General features: G+C 74.2%; 19 protein-coding genes. 11 read left to right on the top strand and 8 right to left on the bottom strand.

Annotated features, from left to right (window positions below):
* The first annotated feature begins 270 nt into the window (after positions 1–270).
* The 4 genes from AB0F77_RS04255 to AB0F77_RS04240 all read left to right on the top strand — a co-directional run bounded on the left by AB0F77_RS04255 (position 271) and on the right by AB0F77_RS04240 (position 5,045).
* Positions 271–1,215: an AraC family transcriptional regulator gene (locus AB0F77_RS04255; RefSeq protein WP_361941139.1), complete on the top strand. Its 945-nt coding sequence runs from the start codon at positions 271–273 to the stop codon at positions 1,213–1,215.
* A 112-nt stretch (positions 1,216–1,327) separates the two neighbouring features.
* A complete protein-coding gene (locus AB0F77_RS04250; RefSeq protein ID WP_361941136.1) occupies positions 1,328–1,870 on the top strand; it encodes a 2Fe-2S iron-sulfur cluster-binding protein in 543 nt (180 codons plus the stop codon).
* Positions 1,867–2,856, top strand: coding sequence for a xanthine dehydrogenase family protein subunit M (locus AB0F77_RS04245; RefSeq protein WP_361941134.1), 990 nt, complete (start codon positions 1,867–1,869; stop codon positions 2,854–2,856). The genes AB0F77_RS04250 and AB0F77_RS04245 overlap by 4 nt, the downstream gene beginning before the upstream one ends.
* 26 nt (positions 2,857–2,882) lie before the next feature.
* Positions 2,883–5,045, top strand: coding sequence for a xanthine dehydrogenase family protein molybdopterin-binding subunit (locus tag AB0F77_RS04240; protein WP_361941132.1), 2,163 nt, complete (start codon positions 2,883–2,885; stop codon positions 5,043–5,045).
* 185 nt (positions 5,046–5,230) lie between these two features.
* On the opposite strand, the gene AB0F77_RS04235 is transcribed toward AB0F77_RS04240, so the two are convergent.
* Entirely contained in the window at positions 5,231–5,740 is a 510-nt protein-coding gene (locus AB0F77_RS04235) for a GNAT family N-acetyltransferase (protein ID WP_361941130.1), read from the bottom strand.
* A 313-nt stretch (positions 5,741–6,053) separates the two neighbouring features.
* Between AB0F77_RS04235 and AB0F77_RS04230 the strand changes: the two genes are divergently transcribed.
* Positions 6,054–6,704, top strand: coding sequence for a lamin tail domain-containing protein (locus tag AB0F77_RS04230; protein WP_361941128.1), 651 nt, complete (start codon positions 6,054–6,056; stop codon positions 6,702–6,704).
* Between the two features lie 152 nt (positions 6,705–6,856).
* Here AB0F77_RS04230 and AB0F77_RS04225 read toward each other — a convergent pair whose 3' ends face one another.
* The 7 genes from AB0F77_RS04225 to AB0F77_RS04195 all read right to left on the bottom strand — a co-directional run bounded on the left by AB0F77_RS04225 (position 6,857) and on the right by AB0F77_RS04195 (position 15,665).
* Positions 6,857–7,234, bottom strand: a complete 378-nt coding sequence (locus AB0F77_RS04225; protein WP_361941126.1) for a cupin domain-containing protein — start codon at positions 7,232–7,234, stop codon at positions 6,857–6,859.
* A 29-nt stretch (positions 7,235–7,263) separates the two neighbouring features.
* On the bottom strand, positions 7,264–8,109 hold the full coding sequence (locus AB0F77_RS04220; RefSeq protein ID WP_361941123.1) for a class I SAM-dependent methyltransferase: 846 nt from the start codon (positions 8,107–8,109) through the stop codon (positions 7,264–7,266).
* A gap of 114 nt (positions 8,110–8,223) precedes the next feature.
* Positions 8,224–8,829 carry a vitamin K epoxide reductase family protein gene (locus tag AB0F77_RS04215; RefSeq protein ID WP_361941121.1) on the bottom strand — a complete coding sequence of 202 codons (606 nt, stop codon included), beginning with the start codon at positions 8,827–8,829 and terminating at the stop codon, positions 8,224–8,226.
* A complete protein-coding gene (narI, locus tag AB0F77_RS04210) occupies positions 8,826–9,584 on the bottom strand; it encodes a respiratory nitrate reductase subunit gamma (RefSeq protein ID WP_361941118.1) in 759 nt (252 codons plus the stop codon). Before narI ends, AB0F77_RS04215 begins: the two co-directional genes overlap by 4 nt.
* Entirely contained in the window at positions 9,581–10,381 is an 801-nt protein-coding gene (narJ, locus tag AB0F77_RS04205) for a nitrate reductase molybdenum cofactor assembly chaperone (RefSeq protein WP_361941115.1), read from the bottom strand. Before narJ ends, narI begins: the two co-directional genes overlap by 4 nt.
* The gene (gene narH, locus AB0F77_RS04200; protein WP_361941112.1) at positions 10,378–11,925 is read right to left on the bottom strand and encodes a nitrate reductase subunit beta; all 1,548 of its coding nucleotides are present in this window, start codon (positions 11,923–11,925) and stop codon (positions 10,378–10,380) included. Before narH ends, narJ begins: the two co-directional genes overlap by 4 nt.
* Positions 11,925–15,665 (bottom strand): nitrate reductase subunit alpha, encoded by a 3,741-nt coding sequence (locus AB0F77_RS04195; protein ID WP_361941109.1) that lies wholly within the window; start codon positions 15,663–15,665, stop codon positions 11,925–11,927. Before AB0F77_RS04195 ends, narH begins: the two co-directional genes overlap by 1 nt.
* 706 nt (positions 15,666–16,371) lie before the next feature.
* Here AB0F77_RS04195 and AB0F77_RS04190 point away from each other — a divergent pair.
* The 6 genes from AB0F77_RS04190 to AB0F77_RS04165 all read left to right on the top strand — a co-directional run bounded on the left by AB0F77_RS04190 (position 16,372) and on the right by AB0F77_RS04165 (position 23,549).
* Positions 16,372–17,193 carry a DUF2249 domain-containing protein gene (locus AB0F77_RS04190; protein ID WP_361941106.1) on the top strand — a complete coding sequence of 274 codons (822 nt, stop codon included), beginning with the start codon at positions 16,372–16,374 and terminating at the stop codon, positions 17,191–17,193.
* A gap of 22 nt (positions 17,194–17,215) precedes the next feature.
* Positions 17,216–17,710, top strand: coding sequence for a hypothetical protein (locus AB0F77_RS04185; protein WP_361941103.1), 495 nt, complete (start codon positions 17,216–17,218; stop codon positions 17,708–17,710).
* A 325-nt stretch (positions 17,711–18,035) separates the two neighbouring features.
* Positions 18,036–19,244 (top strand): TIGR04053 family radical SAM/SPASM domain-containing protein, encoded by a 1,209-nt coding sequence (locus AB0F77_RS04180; protein WP_361941100.1) that lies wholly within the window; start codon positions 18,036–18,038, stop codon positions 19,242–19,244.
* Positions 19,241–21,916 carry a multicopper oxidase domain-containing protein gene (locus AB0F77_RS04175; RefSeq protein ID WP_361941097.1) on the top strand — a complete coding sequence of 892 codons (2,676 nt, stop codon included), beginning with the start codon at positions 19,241–19,243 and terminating at the stop codon, positions 21,914–21,916. The genes AB0F77_RS04180 and AB0F77_RS04175 overlap by 4 nt, the downstream gene beginning before the upstream one ends.
* A complete protein-coding gene (locus AB0F77_RS04170) occupies positions 21,917–22,363 on the top strand; it encodes a hypothetical protein (protein WP_361941094.1) in 447 nt (148 codons plus the stop codon).
* Positions 22,364–22,496: 133 nt separating this feature from the next.
* Positions 22,497–23,549, top strand: a complete 1,053-nt coding sequence (locus AB0F77_RS04165; protein WP_361941091.1) for a nitroreductase family protein — start codon at positions 22,497–22,499, stop codon at positions 23,547–23,549.
* Positions 23,550–23,685: the final 136 nt, after the last annotated feature.

The raw sequence follows: 23,685 nt of genomic DNA, 5'->3' as shown, positions 1-23,685 counted from the left end.
GACGGCGGGGCCCACGAGGACGAGGGTTTGCCCAACTGTTCGCCGGACGTAACCGCCCGGCCCACCGCAGGGGGGCGACATGCCCGGTTCCGTACCGGATCGACGCCGTCCGCGCCCCGGGCGTCCGGTGGGCCGACCCGGTGGTCGCCCCCTCCGGTCCTCGCCGTCGCCGCTTTGTTCCGCCGGTGGTCCGGAAGCCGTCCCTTCTCCGGGCCGGGAATTGCTTTTCCCCTTTGTCGTCGGGTAGTTCTCCCGGTCATGCCGAAGGCCATGAATGAACGCTCCCGGGAAACCGCCGAATCCGTCCTTCTCGACGAGTTGAGGCGCCTGCTCGAACGGCACGCGCGCCCCGATCTCGGCACCCCCATCGACGACGTGGTGATTTTCCGGGCCGACGAACCCCATCCACCGAGACCCACGACCTACGGCAAGACCATGGCCCTCGTCGTCCAGGGCGCGAAACGGTTCGCGCTCGGCGACGTGATCCACGACTTCCGCGCCGGACAGTATCTGGTCGCGTCGGTCGACCTCCCGGTGACCAGCCACTTCGTGGAGGCCGGGCCCGACCGGCCGGGCCTCGGGGTCGGGCTGAACCTCCAGCCGTCCGCCGTCGCCGAGGTCCTGCTCCAGGCGGCACCCGGCGACCTGCCGGACCTCGACGGCGCCGCGCCGCCCGGCCTCGCCGTGAGCACCGCGCCCTTCGAACTGCTCGACGCCGTCGTCCGGCTGCTGCGGCTGCTCGACCGGCCCCAGGGCAGGACGGTGCTCGCGCCGCTGGTCAAACGCGAGATCATCTGGCGGCTCCTCGCCGGGGAACAGGGCCCGACCGTCCGCCAGTTCGGCCTGCCCGACAGCAGCCTGAGCCATGTCGCCCGCGCCGTCCGCTGGATCCGCGACCACTACGACGAGACGTTCCGCGTCGAGGACGTGGCCCAGCGGGCGGGCATGAGCGTGTCGGCCTTCCACCGCAGCTTCCAGGCCGTCACCGCGATGAGCCCCATCCAGTTCCAGAAGCAGATCAGACTCCAGCGGGCCCGCCTCCTGCTCGCCGAGGACGCCACCGACATCGCCGGCATCAGCCGCCGCATCGGCTACGACAGCCCCTCCCAGTTCAGCCGCGAATACCGCCGCCAGTTCGGCGCCCCGCCCAGCCGCGACGCCACCCGGCTGCACGGCGCGGGAGGACCGGACGGGGAGTCCGCCCCGACGCGCTGAACGGTCGCGGGCAGGATCAGGCAAGCATGCGCGAGCTTTGCACAACACATCCTCCCGACGCGTTGGTTACGTTTCCTTCTGCCCCCACCGGCCGAATTCCAGAAGGAAACACATGGGAGAAGAGTTCCGCAGTGATATCGCGCTCCGGGTCAACGGCGTACTCCATCGATTGAACGTCGACAATCGCGCGACCCTCCTCGACACCGTGCGTGAGGAAATCGGTCACACAGGGCCGAAAAAAGGCTGCGACCAGGGCCAGTGCGGAGCCTGCACGGTCCTGCTCGACGGCCGCCGCGCGGTCTCCTGCCTCACCCTCGCCGTGGCCGCCGACGGCGCCGAGGTCATCACCGTCGAGGGCCTGGCCGAGGACGGCGAACTGCGTCCGCTTCAGGAGGCGTTCGTCCGGCTCGACGGCTTCCAGTGCGGCTACTGCACCCCGGGCCAGCTCTGTTCGGCCGTCGGCATGCTCGCCGAGCACGCGGCGGGCTGGCCCAGCGCCGTCACCGCCGACACCTCCCCCGACCGGCCGGTGGCGGACCTGGACGCCGCCGAGGTGCGCGAACGGATGAGCGGCAACCTGTGCCGCTGCGGCGCGTACCCGTCCATCGTGCGGGCCGTGCTGGAGACCGCCGCCCGAGAGGAGGCGGCACGGTGAAGGAGTTCACCTATCGCCGGCCGACCGGAGTGCGCGAGGCCCTCACCCTCGTCGCCGACACGGACGGCGCCCGCTACCTCGGCGGTGGCACCAACCTCGTCGACCTGATGAAGGACGAGATCGAGGCCCCCGCCCGGCTGGTCGACGTACGGCACCTGCCGCTGGACGGCATCCGCGAGACACCGGACGGCGGACTCGTCATCGGCGCGACCACCACCAACAGCGACCTCGCCGCCCACCCCGAGGTACGCCGCCGCTACCCGGCCCTGAGCCAGGCCGTGCTCGCGGGCGCCTCCGGCCAGTTGCGCAACACGGCCACCACCGGCGGCAACCTGCTCCAGCGCACCCGGTGCGGCTACTTCGCCGACGTTTCCCAGCCGTGCAACAAACGCGCGCCGGGCAGTGGTTGCGCCGCCGTCACCGGCGACCACCACAACCACGCGATCCTCGGCCGGTCCGCGCACTGCGCGGCCACCAACCCGTCCGACATGGCGGTGGCCCTCGCCGCGTTCGACGCGGTCGTGCACTACGAGACGCTCGACGGCGCGTACGAGGTGCCGCTCGCAGAGTTCTACCGCCCGGTCGGCGACACACCGCAGACGGAGACCGTACTGCCACCGGGCGCGCTGATCACCGCCGTCGCCCTGCCCGGTGCGGCGCGCTTCCCGGTCTCCCGCTACCGCAAGGTGCGCGAGCGGGCGTCGTACGCCTTCGCCACCGTGTCCGTCGCGGCGGCCCTGGAGGTGTCCGGGGGCACGGTCCGCGGCGCGCGGATCGCGCTCGGCGGTGTCGCCTCGAGGCCCTGGCGCGCGGGGACCGCCGAATCGGTCCTGGTGGACGCGCCGGCCACCCCGGAGGTGTTCCGGGCCGCCGCCGAGGCGGAGCTGTCCGCCGCCGAACCGCTGCCCGGCAACGCGTACAAGGTCGCGCTGGCCCGGAACCTCGTCCGGGCCGTGCTCACCGAACTCGCCGACCGGACCGGCTGACCACCGACCTCCAAGGAGACCCCGACATGACCTCCCCCGTCAGCGCGTCCCCGCGGACGCCGGCCGAGGCCGCGCCGCACCCCCTCCCGCCGGGCCCGCCCGTGAGCGTCGTGGGAACCCCGCGCACCCGCGTCGAGGGCCCGGACAAGGTCACCGGACGTGTGCGCTACGCGGCCGACGAGCCCCTGCCGGACCTCGCCTTCGGCTGGGTGGTCACCGCCACCGTCAGCCGCGGACGCGTCCGGCGCATCGAGGCCGCCGCCGCGCGCTCCATGCCCGGTGTCCTCGCCGTGCTCGACCACCGCAACGCCCCTCCCCTGAACGCCGGGGCGGGCTCCTTCTTCGGCCCGGACGGCGGGCTCCAGCTGCTCCAGGACGACGTGGTCCCGCACTCCGGCCGGATCGTCGCCCTGGTGGTGGCGGAGACCCTCGAACAGGCCCGCTCGGCGGCCGCGGCCCTGCGGATCACCTACGACGAGGAACCCTTCGACGTGGGCTTCTCGCTGGAGCACCCGGCGGGCCGGCCCGCGACGTCGTTCTTCGGGCACGACGCCGACCTCGGCGACGTGGAGGGGGAGCTGGCGTCGAGCGCGGTCGTCGTCGACGAGCGCTACCGCACGCCCGAGGAGCACGGCGCCGCCATGGAGCCGCACTCCGCGACCGCCTGGTGGGAGGACGACCGGCTCCAGGTCCTCGACAGCAACCAGGGCCCGTTCCTCACCGCCATGACCCTGGCCACGCTGTTCTCCCTCGACCCCGAGCGGGTACGGGTGCGCGCCCAGCACGTCGGCGGGGGCTTCGGCTCCAAGTCGGCGGGATGCGGGCCCCAGTTGATCCTGGCCGTGATGGCCACGACGCTGCTCGGCCGTCCGGTGCGGGTCACCCTGAGCCGCAGCCAGGTGTTCCGCACGGTCTCCATGCGGCCCGCGACCGACCAGCGGGTCCGGCTCGGCGCCGACGCCGACGGCCGGCTGCGCGCGATCGACCACCGGTCGGCGTTCGAGGTCTCCCCGCTCGCGGACTACCTGGAGAACTGCACCGAACTCTCCAACACCCTCTACGCGGCGCCCGCGATCCGCACCTCGCGCACCGCCGTCCCGGTCGACATCCTGCCGCCGTACTCGGTGCGCGGCCCGGGGGCGACGCCCGGGTCGTTCGCGCTGGAGTCCGCCATGGACGAACTGGCCGAACGGCTGGGCACGGACCCGCTGGAGCTGCGGGTGCGCAATGAGCCGGAGACCGGCCCCGTCACGGGTCTGCCGTTCAGCCGCCGCAACCTCGTCGCCTGCATGCGCGAGGGCGCCCGCAGGTTCGGCTGGGCCGCGCGCGACCACCGCCCGCGGCTGCGCAGGGAGGGCGACCTGCTCGTCGGCACGGGCATGGCGGCCACCTCCTTCAGCGCCGGGGCGCTGCCCTCGTCGGCGTCGATCACCGCCGAGGCGGACGGCACCTTCACCGTGGCCGTCGGCGCGAGCGACATCGGCACCGGCGCGCGCACCGCGCTGACCGCCGTCGCCGCCGAGGCGCTGCGCGTCGGGCCCGAGCGGATCCGGCTGCTGATGGCCGACAGCGACCTCGGACCCGCCTGGAGCGCCGGGGGATCACGGGGCACGACGTCCTGGTCCTGGGCGATCACCGAGACCGCGGCGCGGCTGCGCTCCCTGCTCGACGAGGCACCGGACCTGCCGGCGACCGTCTCGTTCGACACCACCGAGTTGCTGGCCGAACTGCCCCCGAAGGAACGGCACTCCTACAGCGCCGTCTTCTGCGAGGCGACCGTCGACCCGGCGACGGGGGAGGTGCGGGTACGGCGGCTGCTGGGGATGTTCGCGGTGGGACGCGTCGTCAATCCGCTGCTCGCGCGCAGCCAGTTGGTCGGCGGCATGGTCATGGGCCTGTCGATGGCGCTCCACGAGGAGGGCGTCCGCGACCTCGCCACCGGCCGGCACGTCAACGCCGACTTCGCCGGGTACCACATCGCCGCCCACGCCGACGTCCCGGACATCGAGGCCGACTTCGTGCCCGACTACGAGCCCGGCGACCCCTCGGGCATCAAGGGCGTCGGGGAGATCGGCACGGTCGGCACGGCCGCCGCCGTCGCCAACGCGGTGTGGCACGCCACGGGTGTCAGACAGCGCGAGCTCCCGATCCGTCTCGACCGCGTGCTGGAGGAGACACCGCTGCCATGAGCGCCGTACGACAGGGGAGTCCGCCGTGTTGAGCGAGGTCTGACCGTCCTGGCCGTCCTGGCCGAACTGGTCGCCGTGACCCACGACCGACCGGGCCGCCGCCTGCGCGGGGGCACGACCCCGATCCGCGTCGCGCACCGGGCCGCGCCGGTCCGCACCGGTCGTTGAGGCGTCCCCGCGCACCGTCACATGAGGTCGGTGCGCGGGGTGACGGCCCAGTGGTTGGTCCGCAGCAGCCGGCCCGCGAACGGGGTGTCGACACGGGCCAGGAAGCGGAAGCCGACGGAGCGGCACAGCCGGTTGGACGCCTGGTTGGTCGTGGCGGGGAACGCGTGCAGGGTCCCCCAGCGGTCCTCGTCGCGGGCCCGCTCCAGCAGCGCGCGCACGGCCCGCCCGGCCAGCCCCCGCCCCTGGAACTCCGGCAGCACCATCCAGCCGATCTCGGAGACCGGCCCGTCCTCCGTCTCGTGCGACCAGACGGTCACCGTCCCCGCCACCGTGCCCGGATCGCCGGCGTCGGGGACGATCATCTTCAGCCAGGCGCGGTCCGCGGCCGCCTCCAGCGCGTCCCGCCGCACCTTGTCCGCCATCCCCTCCACGGGCAGGGGCCCGCCCAGGTCGGCCATCATCACCGGGTCGCACCGCATCCGGACGTAGGCGTCCACGTCGTCGGGCGAGACATCGCGCAGCAGCATCGGTTCTTCCCTTCCCCGAGGCCGCTCCCCGGCGGCCCGGACGTCACCCCGGTCGGGTGGGGCTGTTACTCACTTTCGGGTGATGAGGGCGGTGGGTCCAGGGCCCGGTCTCCCTGAAACACCGTCAAAAGCCTGCATTCACCTCATGAATGGACGATGCAGGCTAATGTCACGGAATTGTGCGGAACGTGTCGCCCCTTTCGCGTGTTGCTCACCATTTCTCCCCAAGATCGGGAAAGTGCGGGTGTGCGGCCGTTCGGTCGCCGATTGGTTCCGCGCACCGACGTGCGCAGACCCTGCGAAAGGGGAACTTGTGTCCGTTTCCGTGATCGCCCGCCGCCTGACCGCTGCCGCCGCCGTGGCCGCGGCCGTGGTGGGCGCGGCGGTACTGCCCGCGACGGCGGCCGAGCAGCAGGCACGTCCGAGTCGGGGCCCCGTGTCGATCGGTGCCGTCCAGTACGACTCCCCGGGCCGGGACGACCGCTCCAACCGCTCGCTGAACAGCGAGTGGGTCGACATCCGCAACACCTCCCGCCGGGCCGTGAACCTGAACGGCTGGCGCCTGTCCGACCGGGACGGCAACACCTACACCTTCCGCCGGCTCCGGCTCGACGGCGGCTCGACCGTCCGCGTCCACACCGGTCAGGGCCGGGACACCCGCAGGGACGTGTACCAGGACCGCAGCCGCTACATCTGGGACGACAACGACAGGGCCACGCTGCGCGACAACCGCGGCCGGCTCGTCGACGACGCCTCCTGGGGCCGCCGCTTCGGCGGCAACGACCGTGACAACCGGTACCGCGGCAACGACCGGGACAACCGGTACTGGGGCAACGACCGCGACAACCGCTACCGGGGCGACGACCGCTACTACGACGGTGGCCGCGACCGCCGTGACGGCGACCGGCGCTTCGACGGCGACCGTGACCGGCGTTTCGACGGTGAGCGCGGCCCCCGCCGCTAGGACCCCCGCAGACCCCGGCACACCCTGACACGGTGCCGGGCAGCACGACGGGCGGTGTGCCACCCGCATGCAGAGGCACACCGCCCGTTGTCACGCCCGCGATCAGCGCACCGCCGGTGGCCACCGGTGACCGGGCGGCGCGCACGGGCGGGTCACCCGGCCGACGGCTCCGAAGGGGCCGATGGTCCCAGGGGTCCCGACAGCATCGTCAGCAGCATCACCGACGGCTCCACCGCCCGTACCGTGTGCGGCAGCCGGGCCGGCAGACGGATCCAGGCACCCGGCTCCGCCGTGGTCCGCTCCTCGCCGAGGACCAGGTCCAGCCGGCCCCGCAGGACCTGGATGACCACGGGCAGGGCCGAGGAGTGCTCGGTCAGCTCCTGGCCCGCGGCGAACGCGAAACCGACCACGCGCACCCGCTCATCCCGGTACAGGACGCGGCTGAGGGTGCCGTCCTCGGGCAGCGGGAGCTCGGCCACCGGATCGGCGATGACGGTGGCGGGCCGGGAGACGGCAGAGACGTCGGACATGAACTTCTCCCCACGGGGTCACGAAGGCTTCAGAAGATCCGGGTCGGCCGGGCCACCAGGCCGATGGCGCCGAGGTAGTCCCGGTGCCGCTGGAACACCCCGCGCATGTGCAGCACCCGGCGCCGGGCGGCCGGGCTGCGCAGCGTGCGGCCGGCGATGCCCAGGGCGGCCGACAGCCCCTCGTCGGCGATCAGCCGGTGCGGTTCGAGCAGCGCCATGGGCGCGGTGCGCCGGTCGACGACGGTGAAGCCCTCGGCGGCCAGCAGGTCGCGCCAGCCGCCCGCGGTCAGCGGCCGGGCGCCGGCGTGGATGGCCTCGGCCAGGTCGGCCGTGATCCGGGCCGCGAGCGCCGGGTCGATGTCGTCGGGCACGAGGCACAGTTCGTGGACGGCGTACCGGCCGGTGCTGTCGGCCAGCAGCCGCAGCGCCTCCCGCACGATCCGCCGCTTGGCGGGCTCCGGCTGCATGGTCAGCATGGCCTCCCCGTACACGACGGTGGCGCTCCCCGCGGGCATCCCGGTGCGCGCGGCGTCGGCCCGTACGGCGGCGATCTGCGTGGGGCCCGGACCGGTGAGGGTGCCGAGGCGGGCCACGGCGTCCGGGTCGCGGTCGACGGCGGTGTAGGCGGCGGGCGCGGCGCGCAGGGCGAGCCGGGCGGTGGAACCGAGCCCGGCGGCCAGCTCCACCACCCGGTCGTCGGGACCGACCGCCAGCGTGTCGAGCATCCACCGGGTCATCCCCAGCCCGCCCGGCCGCAGGACACGCTTGCCCAGCCGGGCCAGCAGCCAGTGGCCGGGTATCCGGGAGGGGTCGAGGCCCTCCCCGGGGAAGGGCATGCTCTCGGCGAGCGGGCGGTCGTCGTTCCTGGGCGCCATGGGTGGGCCTCGCTCTCTGCTGTGCGCACGAGCTCTACTGAGGTGAACCTAATGCGCGGGTCCCGGGGCGCAGGGGGGCCGAACGTCCCAAGGCGGTGGGCCGACGGGGCAGCCTCAGAGCAGGCCGCTCCAGTACGTCCAGAAGCGGGTCAGGACGAGCAGCACGATCACGCCGTACCAGCCGGCCAGCAGCAGCCAGTGGCTCTCCCGCACCACGCCGAGCACCACCCGGCCCCTGCGGGACAGGGGGACGACACCGTGTTCCAGGTTGTGCAGCGTCACGTACCAGAACAGGGCGATGGTGGCGACCCACACCACGGCGCAGTACGGGCACAGCCGGCCGAGGTCGTACAGCGACTGCCAGATCAGCCAGTGCACGAACCCGATGCCCACCAGCGCCCCGGCGTTGAGGGCGAGCCACATCCACCGGTGCAGCCGGCCCCCGGTCAGTACGGTCAGACCGAGGGTGATCACGGCGGCGAACGCGGCCAGGCCCAGCAGCATGTTGGGGAAGCCGAGCAGGTTCCCCTGCCAGCTCTCCATGGCGGTGCCGCACCCCACCACCGGGCTGATGTCGCACGACAACCGGTAGGTGGGGTCCTTGAGGACACGCCAGTCGTCCACGGTGAGCTGGAAGGCGGCGAGCCAGCCGAGGACGCCGGCGCCGGTGACGATCCAGCCGATGCGCCGAGCGGGCACCGCCGTCGCCGTCGGACTCATGCGGCGCGCCGGGGGCCTGCGGCGGTGCGCGGCGCGGCCGGCCGGGTGGCGGCGCGCCGCCGGTAGACCAGGTAGGGGCGGGCGAGGTAGCCGATGGGCGCGCTCCACACGTGGACGAGCCGGGTGAAGGGCCACACGGCGAAGAGCAGACAGGCGCTCAGGGCGTGCAACTGGAACAGGAGCGGGGCGCCGGAGACGGCCTCCGGCTGCGGCTGGAAGGTGAGGACGCTCCGGAACCAGACGGACACGGTGGCGCGGTAGTCGTAGCCCCCGCCGAAGACGTTGTGGGCGGCGGTGGCGGCGATGCCGAGCAGCACCGTGAGCGACAGCAGCGGGAAGAGCACCTTGTCGCTGCGGTCGGTGCCCAGCCGGATGCGCGGGGACAGGAGGCGGCGGGCGCACAGCATGGCGAGCCCGACGACCATGGTGAGCCCGGCGACCGAACCGGCCCACACGGCCGTGGTGTGGTACTGGTGCTCGCTGATGCCGGCCCGCTCGGTCCAGGACGCGGGCACCGCGAGCCCCACCACGTGCCCGCCGATCACCATGAACGCGCCGAGGTGGAACAGCGGGTTGCCCCAGCGCAGCCAGCGGTGTTCGAGGAGCTGCGAGGTGCGGGAGGTCCAGCCGAACTGGTCCTGGCGGTAGCGCCACACGTGCCCGACGACGAACACGGCGAGGCAGACGTAGGGGACGGCGACCCACAGCAGGAGGTCGGCGCCGCTCGTGGCGGCGAGTGCGGCGGCGGTGCTCATCGGGAGCCTTCCGGGGTGGAGGGGGGCGGCACGAGGGTGGGCGGGGCCTGCTGCGGCGGGACGAACGCGCCGGGCGGCGCGAACTCGCCCGCCCCGTACGGGTCGAGACCGACCTCCTCGGCCGGCGGGCCCTGTGCGGCCAGCTCCTCCACGGCCCGCAGATCGGCCTCGCTCGCCGGCGGCAGCAGCTCGATCAGCGCGGCCAGCACGTGCCGGTAGGGCGAGCCGGCGTCCGTCAGGGCGCGGTGGATCAGTTCGATGCCGCGCCGGTGCTGGCGCAGCGGGGCCTCACCGGCACCCGGCCCGGCGAGCGCGGCGAACTCCAGGACGACCGGCAGGTGGTCGGGCAGCTCCGCGCCGCCCTCGCCGATGGACCAGCCGTTCGCGCGGTAGCGCTGGGCGAGGGTGAGCAGGGCCGTGCCGCGGCGGCGGGTGTCGCCGTGCAGGTAGTAGGTGAGGTAGAGACTGCTGCGGCGGCGCAGGTCGAACGTCTCGACGTAGTGCCGCTCCAGCGCGTCCGTGTCCTGGCCGGCGAACCAGGCGGTGAACTGGGCCAGCCGCTCCGCGGCGGGGGAGGGCGGCAGCGCGTCCACGGTGCTGCCGAGCACCTGCCGTGCCGCGGCGAGGTCGGCGTCCGGGTACTGGAGCAGCAGGGACATCAGCCGCAGGTGCAGGGAGCGGGTCTCGGCCTCCTCCGGGGTGAGCGGCTCCTGGCGGGCGGGGCGGTCCTGGCGGCGCAGGGCCGCCCGGACCCGGGTGCGGACCCTGCCGTCGGCGGTGGTGGGACGGGCGTTCACGCGGGGCCTCCGGTGGACTTCTCGGACGTACGGCGGCGCAGACCGGGCATGCCGAGCAGGACCCGGCCGCCGCCGTCGGCCGGCGTGCCACCGCCGGAGGACTCCACGGGGCAGCGGTTCTCCATCGCGGTCAGCGCGGCGGCGTCCTCCTTGTGGGCGGCCGGCACGACGTACCGGTCCGCGTACTTGGCGACGGCCAGCAGCCGGTGCAGGTCCTCCGCCTCGCGCGCGGTCAGCCCGGCGGCCTTCAGGGCGACCTCGTCGCCGGCCTCGCCGAGCGAACGCTCCCGCATGTACGAGCGCAGCGCGGTCAGTTTCATCAGCACCCCGGCGACCATGTCGGTGTCCCCGGCGGTGAACAGCTCCGCCAGGTACTCCAGCGGGATGCGCAGCCGGGTGACGGCCGCGAAGACGTGGTCGGGGTCGTCCTGGTCGCCGCCCGCCGCGCCGACGGCGTCCAGCACGGGCGAGAGCGGCGGCACGTACCAGACCATCGGCAGCGTCCGGTACTCCGGATGCAGCGGCAGCGCCACCTTGTACTTCGACACCAGCGCGTACACCGGGGAGCGGCGGGCGGCGGCCAGCCAGTCCTCGGAGATCCCCGACTCCCGCGCCGCCGCGACGACGTCGGGGTCGTCCGGGTCGAGGAACACGTTGCGCTGGGCGTCGAGCAGGTCGTGCTCGTCGGGGGTGGCGGCGGCCTCGCCGACGCGGTCCGCGTCGTAGAGCAGCAGACCGAGGTAGCGCAGCCGGCCCACACAGGTCTCCGAGCACACCGTGGGCTGCCCGGCCTCGATGCGCGGGAAGCAGAAGGTGCACTTCTCGGCCTTGCCGGTGGCGTGGTTGACGTACACCTTCTTGTACGGGCAGGCCGTCACGCACATCCGCCAGCCGCGGCAGCGGTCCTGGTCGACGAGGACGATGCCGTCCTCCACCCGCTTGTACATCGCACCCGACGGACAGGCCGACACACAGGCCGGGTTGAGGCAGTGCTCGCACAGCCGGGGCAGGTGGAACATGAAGGTCTGCTCGAACTCGAACTTCACCCTCCGCGCCCACTCGCCGGTCAGGTTGGGGTCGCCGCCCGCGTTCTCCGGAGCGCCGCCCAGGTCGTCCTCCCAGTTGGCGCCCCAGGTGATGGAGGTGGGGCGGCCGGTGAGCGCGGAGCGGGGCCGGGCCACCGGTACGTCCTGTCCGGCGGGCGCGGTGAGCAGGGTGTCGTAGTCGTACGTCACCGGCTCGTAGTAGTCCTCGATGCTCGGCAGGTCCGGGTTGGAGAACAGCGACAGCAGCCGCTTGAGCCGGCCGCCCGAGCGCAGCACCAGCCGGCCGCGCCGGTCGAGCGCCCAGCCGCCCTTCCACTGCTCCTGGTCCTCGTAGCGCCGCGGGTAGCCGACGCCGGGTTTGGTCTCGACGTTGTTGAACCACGCGTACTCGACGCCGGTGCGGTTGGTCCACGTCTGTTTGCAGGTGACCGAACAGGTGTGGCAGCCGATGCACTTGTCGAGGTTCATCACCATCGCGATCTGGGCCATCACGCGCATCAGTAGTCGACCTCCTGGGAGCGGCGGCGGATGACGGTGACCTCGTCGCGCTGGTTGCCGGTGGGACCGTAGTAGTTGAAGGCGTAGGTGAACTGGGCCTGGCCGCCCGCGAGATGGGTGGGCTTGACCAGCAGCCGGGTCAGGGAGTTGTGGATGCCGCCGCGCCTGCCGCCGACCTCGGTCTTCGGCACGTTCACCGTGCGGTCCTTGGCGTGGTACATGTACACCGTGCCCTCGGGCATGCGGTGCGTGACCACCGCGCGGGCGACGACGACGCCGTTGCGGTTGTACGCCTCGATCCACTCGTTGTCCTTGACGCCGATCTTCTCCGCGTCCTCGGCGGACATCCAGATCACGGGGCCGCCCCGGGACAGGGCCAGCATGTACGCGTTGTCCTGGTACTCGGAGTGGATCGACCACTTGGAGTGCGGGGTCAGATAGCGGACCGTGACCTCGGCGCGGCCCGCCTCGTGCAGCCGCTCGTCGCCGTAGTGCCGGGGGGCGTTCAACGGCGGCCGGTACACGGGGAGTTGCTCGCCGAGTTCGGCGACCCAGGGGTGCTGGAGGAAGAAGTGCTGCCGCCCGGTCAGGGTGTGCCAGGGCTTGCGGTGCTCGACGTTGATGACGAAGGGGGAGTAGCGGCGGCCGCCCGCCTCGCTGCCGGACCACTCGTAGGAGGTCAGCACGGCACGCGGCTGGGTGCGGACGTCCGCGAAGGTGATCCGCTCCGCCTCGCGCTCGGCGGCGAGTTCCACCAGGCCCTCGCTGCCGGTCTGCCGTTCCAGTTCGCGGAAGCCCTCCGTCGCCAGCCGTCCGTTGGTGGTGCCGGACAGGGCGAGGATCGCTTCGCACATGTCGGAGGCGGTGGCGAGCGTCGGCCGTCCCGCGGCGACCCCGTCGCGTACGGTCCCGCAGCGTCGCCGCAGCTGCTCGATCTCCTGGTCGGGGTGGACGGTGACGCCCTTGGTGGTGGTGCCCAGGGTGTCGAGGAGCGGGCCCACCGCGCGCATCTTCTGCGCGACGGCCGTGTAGTCCCGCTCGACGACGACCAGCCCGGGCATCGTCCGGCCCGGCACCGGCTCGCACTCGCCGGCCTTCCAGTCCCTGACCCGCCCGCCCGGCTGGGCGAGTTCGTCGGGGGTGTCGTGCATCAGCGGCACGGCCAGCACGTCGGTACGGGTGCCGAGGTGCTCACGGGCCAGCTCGCTGAACCTGTCGGCGATCGCGAGGAACGTGTCGTAGTCCGTGCGGGCCTGCCAGGGCGGGGCGATCGCCGGGGTGAAGGCGTGCACGAAGGGGTGCATGTCCGTGCTGGACAGGTCGTCCTTCTCGTACCAGGTGGCGGCCGGCAGCACGACGTCGGAGAACAGGCCGGTCGACGTCATCCGGAAGTCCATGCTGACCAGCAGGTCGAGCTTGCCCTCGGGGGCCTCCTCGCGCCACACCACCTCCTTCGGCCGGCCCTCCGGCGGGGTCTCGGCGGAGCGGACGGACGAGTCGGCGCCCAGCAGATGGCGCAGGAAGTACTCGTTGCCCTTGCCCGAGGAGCCCAGCAGATTGGCCCGCCACACGGTCAGCACCCGCGGGAAGTTGGCCGGGTCGTCCGGGTCCTCCGCGGCGAACCGCAGCCGCCCCGAGCGGAGTTCGTCGACGACGTGGTCGGCCACCTCGCGGCCCGCCGCCGCGGCCTCGTCGGCCAGGTCCAGCGGATTGCGGTTGAAGCCCGGGTGACCCGGCGTCCAGCCGAGCCGGACCGCCTGCGCCAGGGTGTCCGCGGTGGAGCGGCCCGCGAACCGGCCCTCGCCCAGCGGGGAGGCCAGCTCGTCGGGGCCGAACGCGTCGTAGCGCCACTGGTCGGTGGCCAGGTACCAGTAGGAGGTGCCCGCCATGTGCCGGGTGGGCCGCTGCCAGTCGAACGCGAAGGCCAGGTGCTGGAAGCCGGTGAGCGGACGGACCTTCTCCTGGCCGACGTAGTGCGCCCAGCCGCCGCCGTTCACGCCCTGGCAGCCGGTCATGGTCACCAGCGCCAGGAACGCCCGGTACATCGTGTCGGAGTGGAACCAGTGGTTGGTGCCCGCGCCGAGCGCGATCATCGAACGCCCCCGGGTCCGCTCGGCGTTGCGGGCGAACTCGCGGGCGATGCGCGTCGCCTGCTCGGCGGGCACGGAGGTGATGGTTTCCTGCCAGGCCGGCGTGTTCGGCTCCGAGGCGTCGTCGTACGAGGAGGGCCAGGAGCCGGGCAGCCCCGGGCGCCGCACCCCGTACTGGGCGAGCATCAGGTCGAACACCGTCGTCACCCGGCGGCCCGCGATCCGGCGGACCGGGACACCGCGCACCATGACCGAGCCGCCCTCCGTGGCGCCCGCGTCGAAACGCGGCAGCAGGACCTCCACGGTCTCCTCGGCCCGCTCCAGCAGGCTCAGTTCGGGCTCCACGTCACCGAGGTCGAGGTTCCAGCGGCCCTGCTCGCCCTTCGCCCAGCGGAAGCCGAGCGAACCGTTGGGCACGACGGGCTCACCGGTCGCCCGGTCGAGCAGCACCGTCTTCGAGTCGGCGTTCTCCTCGCGCTCCCCGTTCCCTTCGTGGTTCCCTTCGTGCCCCCCGTCCCGGCCCAGATCGGCCGCCGTCAGGAAGCCGTCGGGGACCAGGCCGTCCCCCTGCTCGCGCAGCGTGATCAGGAACGGCGCGTCGGTGTAGCTGCGCAGGTACTGCCGGAAGTACGGCACGTCCCGGTCGACCAGGAACTCGCGCAGGATCACGTGCCCCATGGCCATCGCCAGCGCGCCGTCCGTGCCCGGGTGCGGGGCAACCCACTCGTCGGCGTGCTTGACGTTGTCGGCGTAGTCGGGGCTGACCGCGACGACCTTGGTGCCGTTGTACCGGCTCTCCGTCAGGAAGTGCGCGTCCGGGGTGCGCGTCACGGGGATGTTGGCGCCCCACATGATCAGATAGCGCGCGTTCCACCAGTCCGCGGACTCCGGGACGTCGGTCTGGTCGCCGAAGACCTGCGGGGAGGCGACCGGCAGGTCCGCGTACCAGTCGTAGAACGACGGCAGCGTGCCGCCGATCAGCGACATGAACCGGGACCCGGCCGCGAACGACGCCATCGACATCGCGGGGATGGGGGAGAAGCCCGCGACCCGGTCGGGACCGTAGGTCTTCACGGTGTGCACATGGGCCGCGGCGATCAGCTCGGTGACCTCGTCCCAGTCGGCGCGCACCAGGCCGCCCTTGCCGCGGGCCCGCTTGTAGGCGCGGGCCCTGGCCGGATCGCCGGTGATCTCCGCCCAGGCGGCCACCGGGTCGCCCAGCCGGCGCCGGGCCTCCCGCCACAGCTTCAGCAGCGTGCCCCGGACGTACGGGTAGCGCACCCGGCTCGGCGAGTAGGTGTACCAGGAGAACGACGCGCCCCGGGGGCAGCCGCGCGGCTCGTACTCCGGGCAGTCCGCGCCGATCGACGGGTAGTCCGTCGCCTGGTGCTCCCAGGTGATGATGCCGTCCTTGACGTACACCATCCACGAGCAGGAGCCCGTGCAGTTCACCCCGTGGGTGGAGCGTACGACCTTGTCGTGCGCCCAGCGGTCGCGGTAGAAGCCCTCCCACGTGCCGTCGGTCGTGCCGAACACGGCCCTGCCGTCGGCCGAGACCTCACTGCGGGTGAGGAGTCTGCGTGCGGCCAGTGGCCAGTCCTGTGTGACGCCGCGCGACCGTCCGGGCCGTGCGCTCTGGTCGTTCTCCATGGTCGTGACGCTAGGTCCGCGCCCCCGCTCCGGCCTTGGGCCGATCGGCTCCCACCGCCCGTCCTACCGGCCCGATCCCACCGCCCACGACGGGCCCGTGCGACCCGTACGCCCAGGTGAAACGGTGTGACCGGTCGGCCACCCCGATACGGCCGCGGTGGGTCCCGCGCGGGAGCGCCCGGCGCGGGACCGGTCCCGCGCCGGGAATCCGGGCGATCAGCGGGTCGGGCGATCAGGGGATCGGGCGATCGGGGCGGCGGCGGACCGCGACCGGGTGTCCACGCGCGGGCCCCCACCGCGGCCAGGTGTCCACGCGAGGGCCCCCACCGTGGTCGGCGCGGGCCAATTACCCCGTTGCGCCCGGCCGTTCGGCCCTGGTGAGGGGCGCCGAAGCAGGACCAGCGGCGGCGCCGTCGGGTCCGGCAGGCCCACGCTCCGGGGAGCGCCGCCCGGAGAAGCTGTGACACGACCGACCGAGCGGCGGCACGGACCGTCGCAACCGCCCGCCGGCCACGTCTTCTCGTACCAGGCAGTGCGGGCGACGCGGCGATCCCTCGGCCGGTCACCGTCCGGCCGTCCCTCTGTCACCGGCCGGACAGGTGGTCCGCCACGCCCCGGGCTCCGGTCGTACCGGAGCGTGGCGGACCACGACGCCAGCACCCGCACCGGCTGCCGCGGCCGGTCGACACCCCCTGGAGACACCAGCATGAGTGCTCTCACCCTCGCGTCCGCCCTGGAGGACGCCACGGCCCTGGAGACCGCCGAGGCCCACCACGCCCGCACGGCCGGGGAACTGACGGGCCGCGTCGCGCTGCTGACCACCGCCGCCGGCAAGGACCCCGAGGCCGCCGAACGCCTGCGCCGCGGACTCGTGGCCTTCTGCGAACGCGGTGTCCTGCCGCACACGGCGGCCGAGGAGGCGGTCCTCTATCCGGCCGCCCGCGTCCTGCCCGACGCCCGGCTGCTGATCGTGAGCCTCGTCGCCGAACACCGCTGTCTCGCCGCGCTCGTCGACTCCCTGCGCACCGCGCCCAGCGCGGCCGACGCCGTCGCCGACGCCCGCGCCCTCCAGGTCCTCTTCGAGGAGCACACCGCCAAGGAGACCACCCTCGTCCTGCCGCTGCTGGCCACGGCACCCGACGTCTCCCTGGCCGGCCTCCTCGCCCATCTGCACGACCGGCTCACCGACCCGCCCACCACGGACACCGCGGGCACCACCGACACCAGGAAGGACACCACCATGACCCACGAGGAGACCGGCGGCTGCGGCGGAGCCTGCGCCTGCGGCGGCGCCGACGAGGAGGCCGTACCCGAACTCGACGTCCGCGGCGTGCCCCACGCGCTGCGCCACGCCGCGGTCTTCGGCGCGCTGGACGCCGTACCGGGCGGCGCCGCCATGGTGCTCGTCGCGCCGCACGACCCGCTCCCGCTGCTCGCCCAGATCGAGGACCGCCGCCCCGGCGCGTTCTCCGTCGAATACCTGGAACGCGGCCCCGAGGCCTGGCGCCTGCGCCTCAGCCACGTCTGACGGGAACGAGGTGCACCACGTCATGAACGCCGCGCACCGCCGCACCGGCACCCTGATCGGCGCGGTCGGCCTCGCCCTCGGCGCCGCAGGCCCGGTCATGCTGCTGCGCGCCCGCAGCGGACGCCGGGAGATACGCGCCGAACTGGCCGCCCAGCGGATCAGGTTCCCCGGCCACGGCCTGCCCGACCACCTCGCCGGATACGCCGGCCGCACCGTCGAGACCGGCGAGGACGCCCACGCGTACGCCGAGCTCATCAAGGACCACCTGGCCAAGGCCACCGGCAGCCGCACCTACGCCGAGATCACCGACGAGGTCCACGCCGCCGACGGCGAGAACGACAAGCTCAACGGGCTGCGCCAGACCGCCTTCATGGGCGAGATCCTGCGCGCCTCCCTGCTCTCCGCCTACCAGGCGTGGCAGCTCACCACCCTCGTCGGCGGCCTCGGCGCCCTGCTCACCGGAGCCGGCGCCGCCTTCCTCGTCACCGCCGGCTCCCTGGACCACGGCCGCCGCTGACGGCGCCGTACCCCTCGCACCGTCCCCCGCGGCCCCCGGCGGCCCCGGGCCGTCCGGCCCGCCGCCGGGGGACCGTCGGCCCACCCACGAAGGACTGATCGGCCGCCGCGGCGCCCGGCCCGCTGCCGGAGACTGAGCGGCGACCGATCCGGAGGAACCCCGTGCACCACTGCAACCGGCATCCGTGCGGCCGTCTCCACCGCCGGCCCCCGTCACGGATGCCGCGCACGGCCCGGCCCGGTCACCGTCCGGCCGCCCACCGTGTCTGCCCCGACTCCCGGGCGGCCGGACGAACACCCCGCACGAACGCCGCGCGGGGCGAGCGGTGAACCGCGGCCGAGCCGTCCGCCGACAGCACCAGGACGTCGCGGACCGGCCGTTCATCGTCATCTGGGAGTCCACCCGGGCCTGCCCGCTGGCCTGTCTGCACTGCCGCGCCGAGGCCGTGCCGCACCGCGACCCGCGCGAGCTGGACACCGGCGCGGCCAAGGAACTGCTGCGCCAGGTCGCCGCGTTCGGCCGGCCCGCCCCGCTCTTCGTGATCACCGGGGGCGACCCGTTCCAGCGCAAGGACCTCGCGGAACTCATCACCTACGGCACCGACGCCGGGCTCCACGTCGCCGTGTCGCCCTCCGGCACCCCCACGCTCACCCCGCGGCGGCTGAAGGAGGTGCAGGAGGCAGGAGCCGTGGGTCTGTCGCTCAGCCTGGACGGCTCCACCGCCGACCTGCACGACGGCTTCCGCGGGGTGCCCGGCGTCTACGGGTGGACCCTGGACGCCTGGGACACCGCCCGCGGACTGGGCCTGAAGGTCCAGATCAACACCACCGTCACCCGGCACAACCTGCACGACCTGCCGGACGTCGTACGGCTCGTCCGCGACCACGGCGCGACCACCTGGAGCGCCTTCTTCCTGGTGCCCACCGGCCGTGGCCGCCGGCTCGGCTCGCTCACCCCGGCCGAGACCGAGGACGTGCTCAACTTCGTGTACGACGTGGGCCTCACCGTGCCCTCCAAGACCACCGAGGCCCACCACTTCCGCCGGGTCTCCCTCCAGCGCCGGGTCCTCACCGACACCGGCGAGGACCCCGTCGAGGTGCTCGGACTCGGGCCGCTCTACCGGGAGTTGCGCGACCGCGCCGCCGAACTCGGCCTGCACACCGGGGAACGCCGGGCCCGCCGCCCGCCGCTGGACGTCAACGCGGGCCGCGGCTTCGTGTTCGTCTCCCACACCGGCACCGTCCACCCCAGCGGATTCCTGCCCCTGGACGCCGGCGACGTGCGCACCCGCACCCTGCCGGACATCTACCGCACCTCGGAGCTGTTCACCGGACTGCGCGACGCCGACCGGCTCACCGGCCGCTGCGGGAGCTGCGAGTTCCGCCGCGTCTGCGGCGGCTCCCGCTCCCGTGCGTACGGCGTGACGGGCGACCCCTACGCCGAGGAACCCTGGTGCGACTACCGGCCCGGGTCCTTCCCCCACCAGCGGGAGCTGGCGGCGCTGCTCGGCGACCCCGAAGGAGCCGCGCCATGACCGTGACCGGCGGGCCGGGCGGCCCGGCCCGCACCGTGGGCCGGCCGCCCGCCCGGCGCGCCCGGACCGCCCTGAAGGCCCGCCATCTGCGCGCCCACGTCCTGGTGGTGGGCTGGCTCGTCCTCGCCCTGTGCGCGGCCGCCCTCCAGCCCGCGCTGCCCGTGGCCCGCTGGCTGGCCGTCCACCTGTTCCTGCTGGGCGCCGCCACGACCGCCGTCGTCGTGTGGAGCGAGCACTTCGCCGTCGCCCTGCTGCACGCCGAGGTCCCCGACGAACGCCGCAGCGACCTCAGGCTCGCCGCGGTGAACGTCGCCGTGGCGGGTGTGGTGAGCGGGGTCTGGGCGGACAGCACGGCCTTGACCGGGGCCGCCTGCGCCCTGCTGGTCGCCGCGGTCACCGCGCACCTGGTCGTCCTGGTCCGCATGGGCCGGGGCGCGCTCGGCGGACGGCTCGCCCCCGTCGTCGGCTTCTACCGGGCGGCCGCCGCCGCGCTGATCGCGGGCGCCGTCCTCGGCTGGCTGCTCGCCACCGGCCGCACCGGCCCCCACGACCATGCCGGGCTGCGGCTCGCGCACGTCCACGTCACGCTGCTCGGGTGGATCGGACTCCCGGTCCTGGGCACCCTGTTCATGCTGTGGCCCACCGTCCTCGGCGTCCGCATGGCCGACCGCACCACCCGGACCGCCCGCTGGGTCCTCGTCCTGACCGGTGGCGGCCTGCTGATCGCGGTCGCCGGCCTGGCCGCGGGAGTGCGCCCGCCCGCCGTCGCGGGAATCGGCGGGTACGCCGTCGGCGTGGCCCTCGCCGCGCACCTGTTCGCCCGTACGGTGCGCCGCCGGCCCCCGATCTCGGCGGCAGCGGCCTGGACCCTGGCCGCTGCCGCCGCGTGGCTGCTGACCGGGGTCGTCGCGGACGCCGTGATCCTCGCCACCGGCACCCTCACCGGGGCCCAGGAGGGCATCGGCCGTCTGGTGCCGGTGTGGCTCGTCGGCTTCGTCGCCCAGGTGCTCGTCGGCGCCCTCACCTATCTGCTGCCGGTGGTGCTCGGCGCCGGGCCGAAGGAACGCGCCGCCCTGCGCGCCGTACTGGAGAAGGGCTGGCCGGCGCGGGTGTGCGCCCTCAACCTCGCGGTCGCGCTGCTGGCCCTGCCCGGCACCGCGGGCACCGCGGGCGCCGTCCTGGCCGCCCTCGCCGGGGCGGCCTTCCTCGCGCTCGTCGTCACGGTCCTCGTCCGCGGCGGGACGGCCGCCCGCACCGGCGACCCCGCACACACCGGCGACTCCGCCCGCACCGGAGGCCCCGCCCGGCGGCCGGTCCTGCTCGGTACGGCGGCCGGGACCGTCCTCACGGTCCTCGCCGTCCTGGTCGCGGGCAGCGGCCAGGACACCGGCACGTCCACCGCCGGGGACACCGGCACGAGCACCGCCACCGGTACCGGCGCCGCCGTGCGCACCGTCGCCGTCACCCTGGCGAACATGCGCATCCGCCCCTCCCGGATCAGCGTCCCCGTAGGCACCGCACTGCGTCTGAAGGTCACCAACGACGACGCCCAGCGCCACGACCTCAAGGTGCAGGACGGCCCCGCCACCCCGCTGCTGTCCCGGGGCGCCACCCGCACCCTCGACCTCGGCCCGGTCACCGAGGACCGCCAGGCGTGGTGCACCCTGCCCGGACACCGCGCCGCCGGGATGACCATGGCCATCGTCGTCACCGGCGGCACGGGCGACACCGGCGGTACGGCGGGCACCGACAGCGGCTCCTCCGGGCACGGCGACCACATGTCCGCCGCGGCCGGCGGCGGCCCGCTCGACCTGACCGCGGACTTCTCCCGGGGCTGGACGGCCCGCGACCCCGACCTGCCACCCGTGCCGGGCGGCACGGTCCACCGGCTCGAACTGCACGCCGCCCACCGGGAGATCGAGGTCGCCCCGGGGGTGAGACAGCGGATGTGGACCTTCGGCGGCACCGCACCGGGGCCCACCCTGCACGGCAGGGTCGGCGACGTCTTCGAGGTCACCCTCGTCAACGACGACAAGGGCATGGGCCACGGCATCGACTTCCACGCCGGCTCCCTCGCCCCCGACGGCCCCATGCGCACGATCCGGCCGGGCGAGCGACTGGTCTACCGGTTCCGCGCCGACAGGGCCGGCGCCTGGCTGTACCACTGCTCCACCGCGCCCATGCTCCAGCACATCGGCAACGGCATGTACGGGGCCGTCGTCATCGACCCGCCCGGCCTCGCCGAGGTCGACCACGAGTACGTCCTCGTCTCCTCCGAGCTGTACCTCGGCACCCCCGGCAGCACCGCCCAGGTGACCAAGATGCGCCAGGACACCCCGGACGCCTGGGTGTTCAACGGCGTGGCCGACCAGTACGCCGAGGCACCCCTCGCGGTGCGGCCCGGACAGCGGGCCCGCTTCTGGGTGGTGGCCGCGGGGCCCAGCGACGGCGTCACCTTCCACATCGTCGGAACCGTCTTCGACACCGTCTACAAGGAGGGCGCCTACCTGCTGAGGCCCGGTGACCCGGGGGGCTCGCAGGCGCTCGACCTGGGCCCGGCGCAGGGCGGGTTCGTGGAGACCGTGTTCCCCGCGCCCGGCCACTACTCCTTCGTCGACCACGACATGCGCCGCGCCGAGGCAGGCGCCCACGGCGTCGTGGAGGTGAGGTAGATGGGAGGCGTCGGCCTCTGGTCGTTCGTGCGGTTCCTGCACGTCACCGGCGCCGTGCTGTGGGTCGGCGGCCAACTGGCGCTCACCCTGGTCGTGCTGCCGCTGGCCCGGCGGCTGCTCGCCCCCGAGGAGAGGGACCGTTTCACCGCGCAGGCCGGCCGCCGCTTCGGACTGCTCACCGGCGCGCTCTTCCTCCCCCTCCAACTGGCCACCGGCTGGGCGATGGCACGGCACCGGGGCGTCACCCTCGCCTCGCTCGCCGACCCCGGCTACGGGCGGACCCTCGTGTGCAAACTCGCCCTGTTCGTCGTGGTGATGCTCGCCGCGGGCGGCCACGGCCTCGCCCACGCCAGGGGCCGTGCCGAACTGGCCCGCGCGCTCGCCGTCGTCTCCCTGGTCGGCTCCCTCGGCGTCGTCCTGCTCGCCACCGCCCTGCCCGCGACATGACCCGCCACCCCGCCGCCCGCCCCGCCCCCGGCGCCACCCGCCGCCGGGGGCGGGGCGGGCGGCGCCCCGACGCACCGCGAGACAGGCACCGGAACGACGGGTCGCCCGCGCTCGCGGACGAACAGGAGGCACCATGCGTACCCAGGCCGTGGACACCACCACGCCGGACACCCTGCTGACGGCGGCCACCGCCGCCCCGTCGATCCACAACACCCAGCCCTGGCGCCTGTACTGGAACGCCGACACCCGTACGGTCGAGGTCCGCTCCGCCGCCGAACGGTCCCTGCCCCTGGCCGACCCGAGGGGCCGCGCCCGGCACGTGTCCGTCGGCGCCGCCGTCTTCAACCTGCGGCTGGCCGCGGCCCGGCTGGGCGGCCGGCCGTACGCGGACCTGCTCCCGGACCCCGCGCGTCCCGACCTGCTGGCCACCGTCCACCCCCTGGACCCGCCCCGCCCCGATGAGGGTCCGGGACCGTGCGCCGACCTGTACGACGCGATCCCGCTGCGGCACACCTGCCGCCTGCCGTTCACCGGCCGCCCGGTCCCCGAATCCGTCGTCGCCGAGATGACCGAGGCCGCACGGACGGAGGGCGCCCGGCTCTACGTACCGGGCATCACCGCCACCCGCCGGCTGCTGCGCGTGACCGCCCTCGCCGAGGCCCGCAACCGGGCCAGCGCGCCCCGCACGGCCGAGGCCCGCGCCTGGATCACCGCGCCCGGGACGCGCTCCCCCTACGGCATCCCGCTCACCGCCCTCGGCCCGCTGGACGCGGCGGGACGGATGCCGGTGCGGGACTTCACCGGCCCCCTGCCCGCCTGGCGCCTGCCGCCCGTGACCTTCGAACGGCACACCCAGGTCGCCCTGTTGTGGACCGCGAACGACCGGCGGGAGGACTGGCTGCGCGCGGGCCAGGCCCTGCAGCACGTCCTGCTGACCGCCACCGCGCACGGCGTGCGCACCTCGGTCCTGCACCAGGCCATGGAGTGGCCCGACCTCAGGGCCGCCATGTGCGAGCCGAAACGGCAGTACTGCCCCCATGCGCTCATCCGCTTCGGCTACGGCCCGGACGGCGTCCCCACCCCGCGCGCCCGCGCCCGGCAGCCGCGCCGCCCCGCGCCAAGGCCCGCCCCCGAACGTGCCCCAGGTCGGGGTCCCGGGCCCGCGGACGGGGCCCGACGGTCCTGAATCCCGGCCGCCGGACGGCCCGACCGGTCCCCGCCCACGGGCCCGGTCGGGCCGCGGCGAGGAACCGACGGCCCCATGTGTGCGCACGCGCCCCACGAAAGGCTGATCACGGGCCGCCCGAGCGGTCGAACTGCGA

Origin of the sequence: Streptomyces sp. NPDC026672 (genome assembly GCF_040638185.1) — a bacterium.
GTDB lineage: Bacteria > Actinomycetota > Actinomycetes > Streptomycetales > Streptomycetaceae > Streptomyces.
This window is presented reverse-complemented; position numbering and strand designations above follow the sequence as displayed.